Annotated in this window: 7 protein-coding genes; 3 read left to right on the top strand and 4 right to left on the bottom strand. The window is 32.0% G+C overall.

Annotated elements, in window-relative coordinates; genetic code table 11:
- The coding region (locus B4G36_RS06850; RefSeq protein WP_291062915.1) for a hypothetical protein at positions 1 to 333 on the top strand (333 nt) is incomplete at its 5' end.
- 45 nt (positions 334 to 378) lie between these two features.
- Here the strand turns inward: B4G36_RS06850 and hemE are convergent.
- The 4 genes from hemE to hemA are packed head-to-tail and all read right to left on the bottom strand — an operon-like array spanning position 379 to position 4,252.
- The gene (hemE, locus tag B4G36_RS06855) at positions 379 to 1,407 is read right to left on the bottom strand and encodes a uroporphyrinogen decarboxylase (RefSeq protein WP_125348769.1); all 1,029 of its coding nucleotides are present in this window, start codon (positions 1,405 to 1,407) and stop codon (positions 379 to 381) included.
- Positions 1,394 to 2,071, bottom strand: a complete 678-nt coding sequence (locus tag B4G36_RS06860) for a uroporphyrinogen-III synthase (RefSeq protein WP_291062917.1) — start codon at positions 2,069 to 2,071, stop codon at positions 1,394 to 1,396. The genes hemE and B4G36_RS06860 overlap by 14 nt, the downstream gene beginning before the upstream one ends.
- On the bottom strand, positions 2,071 to 2,997 hold the full coding sequence (gene hemC / locus B4G36_RS06865; protein ID WP_280051036.1) for a hydroxymethylbilane synthase: 927 nt from the start codon (positions 2,995 to 2,997) through the stop codon (positions 2,071 to 2,073). Before hemC ends, B4G36_RS06860 begins: the two co-directional genes overlap by 1 nt.
- A gap of 7 nt (positions 2,998 to 3,004) precedes the next feature.
- The gene (hemA, locus tag B4G36_RS06870; protein WP_038332101.1) at positions 3,005 to 4,252 is read right to left on the bottom strand and encodes a glutamyl-tRNA reductase; all 1,248 of its coding nucleotides are present in this window, start codon (positions 4,250 to 4,252) and stop codon (positions 3,005 to 3,007) included.
- Between the two features lie 196 nt (positions 4,253 to 4,448).
- Between hemA and B4G36_RS06875 the strand changes: the two genes are divergently transcribed.
- Both B4G36_RS06875 and B4G36_RS06880 read left to right on the top strand, forming a co-directional pair.
- Positions 4,449 to 5,327, top strand: a complete 879-nt coding sequence (locus B4G36_RS06875; RefSeq protein WP_291062920.1) for a helix-turn-helix domain-containing protein — start codon at positions 4,449 to 4,451, stop codon at positions 5,325 to 5,327.
- Between the two features lie 81 nt (positions 5,328 to 5,408).
- Positions 5,409 to 6,461, top strand: a complete 1,053-nt coding sequence (locus B4G36_RS06880) for an endonuclease (protein ID WP_291062922.1) — start codon at positions 5,409 to 5,411, stop codon at positions 6,459 to 6,461.
- The last annotated feature ends 23 nt before the right edge of the window (positions 6,462 to 6,484 follow it).

Consider the following 6,484-nt stretch of genomic DNA (forward strand, 5'->3'; position numbering starts at 1 on the left):
AAAATGCACAACGGGTATAAATTAATTAAATCAGCTTCTGAATTATATTATTTTGATTATGAGGGAGATAAAACAATTGTAAAAATTGAAAATAATAATTGGATTGAATATTTTATTGATGAATCTTTTTCTAAACTAAAATTACATTGGGAGAATAATTATGATTTTAATCTAGAATTTTTAGAAAGCAATAATTCAATGAAAAAATCATTTAGTAGAAAAGGAGAAAAATATAAATATAGAATTTTAAGTAAAGAGAATAATTATTATTGGATCGCTTATTATGCAAAAGATCTTAGTACAATCGTAAAATTTAAATTATATATTCAATAAAAAAACCTTCCATTTCTGGAAGGTTTTCTTGTTATATCGAGTTTCTTAATCTCTTTTATAATTTACAACAGCTTCTATAAAAGCTTGTGCATTTTCTACTGGAATATTTGGTAAAATTCCGTGACCTAAATTGGCAATATATTTATACGGACCAAAATCGTCAATCATTTCTTTTACCATTTGCTGAATAGTTTCTGGTGGCGATAACAAACGAGAAGGATCAAAGTTACCTTGTAACGTTTTTTTGAAACCTGTAAACTCGCGCGCTAATTGTGGCGTAATCGTCCAATCAACACCCAAAGCAGATGCTTTAGAATCTGCCATTTTCTCTAAAGCAAACCAACAACCTTTTGCAAAAACTGTTACAGGAACCACTTTAGAAACTTCGTTTACAATTTGCTCAATGTATTTCCAAGAAAATTCATCGTAATCTTTTGGCGATAACATTCCACCCCAAGAATCAAAAATCTGAATCACATTTGCACCATGTTCCACTTTTTTCAACAAATATTGAATCGTTGTTTGTGTAATTTTTTCTAATAATTGGTGTGCTGCAACTGGATTTTGGAAACAAAAGCCTTTCGCTTGATCAAAAGATTTAGAACCACGACCTTCCACTGCATAACACAACAATGTCCAAGGCGAACCTGCAAAACCAATCAATGGAATTTTATTGTCCAACTCTTTCTTTGTGATATCCATCGCTGCATAAACGTATCCTAACTCTTCTTCAACATCAGGAATATAGACTTTTTCTACATCTTGAGCTGTACGAATAGGATTCTCTAACCAAGGGCCAACACCAGGTTTCATCTCGAAATTCATTCCCATTGCTTGTGGAACAACCAAAATATCTGAAAAGATAATTGCTGCATCCAATGGAAAACGACGAATTGGTTGAACTGTAATTTCAGCTGCTAACTCTGGCGTTTGACAACGTGTAAAGAAATCATATTTATCTCTCAATTCGATAAACTCTGGTAAATAACGTCCTGCTTGACGCATCATCCACACTGGCGGACGCTCTACCTCCTCACCTCTCAATGCTTTTAAAAGCAAATCATTTTTTATCATTGATGTATTTTTTTATATTTTCGATAACCACTTCCACCAATGGTGTTTGCGCAGTTATAATTTCATGATTTGGATAAACTTCTTGTATCGCAGAAGTTGTTGTATTTCCGATTGTAAAAATACGCGAACTTTCTGGAATTTCATTTTGTTGATGAAACGCTTTGAATGATAACGGACTAAAAAAAGCATACACATCAAATGTTTCATTTAATTGACAAACAATTTGTTCTGATTGATATGTAATGATTTGATTGACTTCGTGATTTGCTTTTGACAATTCATTTACCAACAAATCTCGGCGCGAAGAACCACATAAGAAATTCCATTTCGGAGAATAGTTTTCTGAAATCAATTTCGGCGCTAAATCTTCTGCATAATCTTTAACCAACACAATCTTTCTGTTTTGCGCTTTTAGTTTTTCGGCCGTTTTTTTTCCAACAACAAAAAAATGACCATTCAATTCCAATCCTTGAATGGCATTTACTGTATTTTGACTCGTCACGATAAATTGATGAACAGATTCATCAATCTGCGCAGAAATTTCATTTTTTGAAGTTAATTCGATTTGTAAAGTTGGTTTACAAACCACCTCAACATCAGTTCCAAATTCTTTTTCAAGCAATTCAGGAGAAATTAACTTCGTGAATAAAACCTTCGTTCGCACTATTTCGTTCCGATTTCTTTTTTAATTTCTTCAATCATTTTTGCTGCACCTTGCGCAATACATTCTTCAGCAAATTCGCGACCTTTCGTCAAATATTCATCTGCTTTGAATTGTCTTTCGATTGAAATCATCTCTTGTCCATCAATTGATAAAATTGCTCCTTTGAACGAGTAATTTTCTTCATCAATTTTCTCAACTAATGCTCCAATTGGCGCTGTACAACCACCTTCTAAAACATTCAAGAATTGACGTTCTACTGTTGCAAAAAGTTCACATTGAGGATTATTAATATCACTCAAATCCAAACCTTCTTTGGCTACAATTCCTAAAATTCCTTGTGATGGTGCAGCAATCATCCAATCAATCACTTTATAATGAAGACCTTTTTCTGCCAATTCATCTAAAATTTCTGAACGATCCAAACCTGCAAAAGCAAAAACAGCTCCGTCCCAATCTGCATTATCTTGCAACTTTTTCAGACGTAATTGCACATTTCCACGTAAATCTACAATCGTATCATTTGGATATTTATGATTCCAAAATGCTTTACGACGCAAAGATCCAGTAGCGATAACACGATGTTTTTTCTCGAAAATATCTTCCGATTTGTACACCAAAATATCCGCAGAACTTGCGCGTTCTGGATATGCAATCAACTCTAATTTTTCTGGTAAAACAGTTGGCACATCTTTCAACGAATGAACCGCAATATCTACTTGATCATTCAACAAAGCAATGTCCAATGAACGCGTAAAAACACCTGTTAAACCTAATGAATAAATGGGTTGTTTTAGATTTGCATCGCCTTCAGAAGTAATCGGAACGATTTCTGTTGGATGACCTTTTGCCTCAAGAATAGAAGCAACTTTATTGGCTTGCCAAAGCGCTAACGGACTTTGACGTGTACCAATTTTTATTGTTTTCATGATTGTATTAAGCTTGTTTTAAATGAAACATTTTTTCGATTAACTGAATTGTTTCGTCTGCATTTTCTTTATTTTCGATCAAATAAGAAGCAAACTGATTTGTAATTTTCTGAATTACTTTTTCAGTTAAAATCGTTTCATTTTCGTCAATGTTTACATTATCTTTTTTCAAATTATTTAAAGCAAAACTCTGAAAAAAGTCTAATCTATCTTTGAAAGATTGAATAGCTGGAACCAATTCTCTGGTTTCTAACCATTCGTAAAACTCTGTAGAATGCTCCTCTATAATTGCCAATGCTTCTGGAATTGCATTGCGACGTTGCGCAATTGTATCGTCTACCATTTTAGATAATCCATCTACATTTACCAATTGAATAGATTCGCGAGCAGCCAATGTATGAATTACATTTTCTGGAACTGACATATCAATAATCGTCATTTCCTTATCGAACGGAATCATTTCTTCTGTAATCGTGTAATTACTTGCTCCCGTTGCAACAATTAGAATATCTGTTTTTTGTAATTCTTCTTTTAATTCGCTGTGATCTTTTACGGTAATATCGTATTTCAGTCCAAGAACTTCTGCCTTTTCTTTTGTACGATTGATTAGCGTAATGTTTGTATTTGGATAATGTTTGACCAAATTAGCACACGTATTACGACCAATTTTACCAATTCCGTACAACAAAATATTTTTGTCAACCAAGTTTCCTTGCGTTGCTTGAATAAAATTAACCGCTGAATATGCGACCGAAGCAGAACCGTTACTTAAGAAAGTTTCGTTCTTTACTTTTTTACTAATTTGGATTGCAGTATTTACCAAACGCTCTAAAAAAGCATTTGATGCACCTTGTTTTTTGAAACGAGAAAACCAAATTTTGATTTGTCCGATAATATCAAAATCACCTAAAATCTGACTTTCTAATCCCGACGAAACACGGAATAAATGTGTAATCGCTTCTTCTCCTTCTTTTACCATCATAAATTGACGGAATTCATCTGCATTACCTTCTGTGTATTTACAATATTGCTCAACGATTTGATCTTCGTTTTCTGCAAAACCATAAAATTCAGTACGATTACAAGTTGATACAATAAAAAAGTTTTCTAAACCATTCGTTTTAGAATCTTGTGTAAACGTTTCAACTTGTTCCGGGAAAAATGTAAATTTACCACGTGTAATGGCGTCAGCTTTTTCATAACTGATTCCGATTACGTAAAAATTTTCTTCCGTTTTATTACCTCTAATTGCCATTTCTTCAAATACTGATACAAAAGTAGTTTCAAAAGTCTTCGAAAAATAACTTTAAAAAGAAAAAATAACGCTAAAAATTAAAGTTTGCTTTTTTAGAATAATTATAAATTAAAGGTTTATATTTGTATGTAAACCATTATAAAGAGCGAAGTTGACAATTATCACGTTTTTTATATGACAAACCTCATTATTCAAAATGGAATTAAAAAATACCCATAAAAGTAAAATTAACGAGTATAAATTGTCAACAGACGTATTTATCGCTCAAATAGACAACTTTACAGCTTCTACAGACACGATTCTGAAAGGAATTGACAAGCGTTATATACAATTCTATTTTTGTACAAAAGGTTCGCTGACATTTAATTTTAATAATGGTATTTATAAAATCAATTTGAACGAAGGAAAAAGTTTTTTGTTTTATTATCCAACATTAGATATTCCATTATCGTTAAATATAAATGCAGAAAGTAAGGTTTATATTGTGGTTTTGTCTATTCATAAATTACATCAATTGTTTGCAGAATATCAAATTCAGAATAATTTGATTTCGAGCATGACGCAAGAGAAATTTTATATTGAACGCGAAATTGGGCCAGCGATAAAATTAGTTTTGAATCAAATTGAACAAATGAAACTTTCTCCACAATTTCAAAATTTATTTTTGATTGGAAAAATGTACGAATTGTTCACGCTTTATTTTTCTGAAATCGAAAATCAAACTGAGCATTGTCCTTTCTTGAATGATGAAAATGAAGGAAAACGAATCAAAGAAATCAAAGATTATTTATTAGCTGATTTTAAAAATCCGCCAACCATCAAACAACTTTGCGAAAAATTTTCCATTTCTGAATATCATCTGAAAGAAGGTTTCAAAGAACTTTATGGAACAACTGTTTATGGTTATTTATTGGATAAAAAACTGGAATATGCCTTGCATAAATTAGAAGAAAATCAACAAATGGTAAAAGATATCTCGTTTGAAATTGGTTATGAAAACCCATCTCATTTTATATCAGCATTTAAGAAGAAATATGGTCTAACGCCTAAACAATACATCAAACAATTTCAGTAAAAAATTTAAGAATTGTTAATCTTAATATCATTTATTAGCTACTTATAAATACTTATTTTTGCTAAATATTTATAAATAGTTATGCAAAAATTTTTACTTTTTTTATTTCCTTTTGCCGCTTTTGCGCAACAACCCGATTATTATGAAGGGATTGATTTTAAACAAAATGGAAAAACGATAAAGGAAGAATTACACGATTTAATCAATGCTACACATCATGCAGTTAGCTATACGCCTGGAGTTTGGAATATTTTAGATAAATCTGACTTAGATTTAGATTCACAAGGTCGCGTTTTATTGATTTATGGTTTTACTGATAATTCTACTGTTTATGCTGAACAGCGAACACGTGATGTAAACAATAAAAACAAATCTGGCGGAAATGCAAATGGAAAATGGGAACGCGAACATGTTTTTCCAAAATCATTAGCAAATCCTGTTTTAACGACTAATAATCCAGGAACAGGTACAGATGCGCACAATTTACGTGCAGTTGATAGACAATTAAATTCGACAAGAAGTAACAATGCTTATCGTGAAAAATGGGCACAAGATGTGACAGGACAAGCTAAATTGATCAATGGAGGTTTTTATCCTGGTGATGAATGGACGGGAGATGTGGCGCGAATTATTATGTATATGTATGTACATTATGGGTTGGAAACAGATCCGCAATTGGTTGCGTACAACAATACCACGACAAACAAAGAAGATAGAATGCCTGATATGTTTTTGAAATGGAATGTACAGGATAAAGTATCTGAATTTGAGAAAGTCCGAAACGAAATTATTGCCGAAACACAAGGAAGTCGAAATCCATTTATTGATAATCCGTATTTAGCAACATTAATTTGGGGCGGAGATAAAGCCGAAAATACTTGGGCTGAATTATCTGCGAACGATTACAATTATCAACAAACACTCGTAGAAATTTTTCCTAATCCAACAACAGATAAGGTAAAAATTAATGCGAAGAATTTTGATTACGTGAATCTGTATGATTTTAATGGTCGTTTACTTGGAATTGAATTGGGTTCGGAAGTTAATTTGAAAAATTATCCAGCTGGAATGTATATTTTATCTATTCACCTAAAAGATGGAAACATCATCACGAAAAAAGTGATTAAGAAATAATTTTAAACAAAAAATTCCAACTC

Origin of the sequence: Empedobacter sp. UBA3239 (genome assembly GCF_002362875.1) — a bacterium.
In the GTDB taxonomy this organism is placed as follows: domain Bacteria; phylum Bacteroidota; class Bacteroidia; order Flavobacteriales; family Weeksellaceae; genus Empedobacter; species Empedobacter falsenii_B.

Coding starts and splice junctions, on each gene's coding strand:
- hemE (WP_125348769.1), bottom strand. CDS start 1,407: ATGATAAAAAATGATTTGCTTTTAAAAGCATTGAGAGGTGAGGAGGTA.
- hemC (WP_280051036.1), bottom strand. CDS start 2,997: ATGAAAACAATAAAAATTGGTACACGTCAAAGTCCGTTAGCGCTTTGG.
- hemA (WP_038332101.1), bottom strand. CDS start 4,252: ATGGCAATTAGAGGTAATAAAACGGAAGAAAATTTTTACGTAATCGGA.
- B4G36_RS06875 (WP_291062920.1), top strand. CDS start 4,449: ATGGAATTAAAAAATACCCATAAAAGTAAAATTAACGAGTATAAATTG.
- B4G36_RS06880 (WP_291062922.1), top strand. CDS start 5,409: ATGCAAAAATTTTTACTTTTTTTATTTCCTTTTGCCGCTTTTGCGCAA.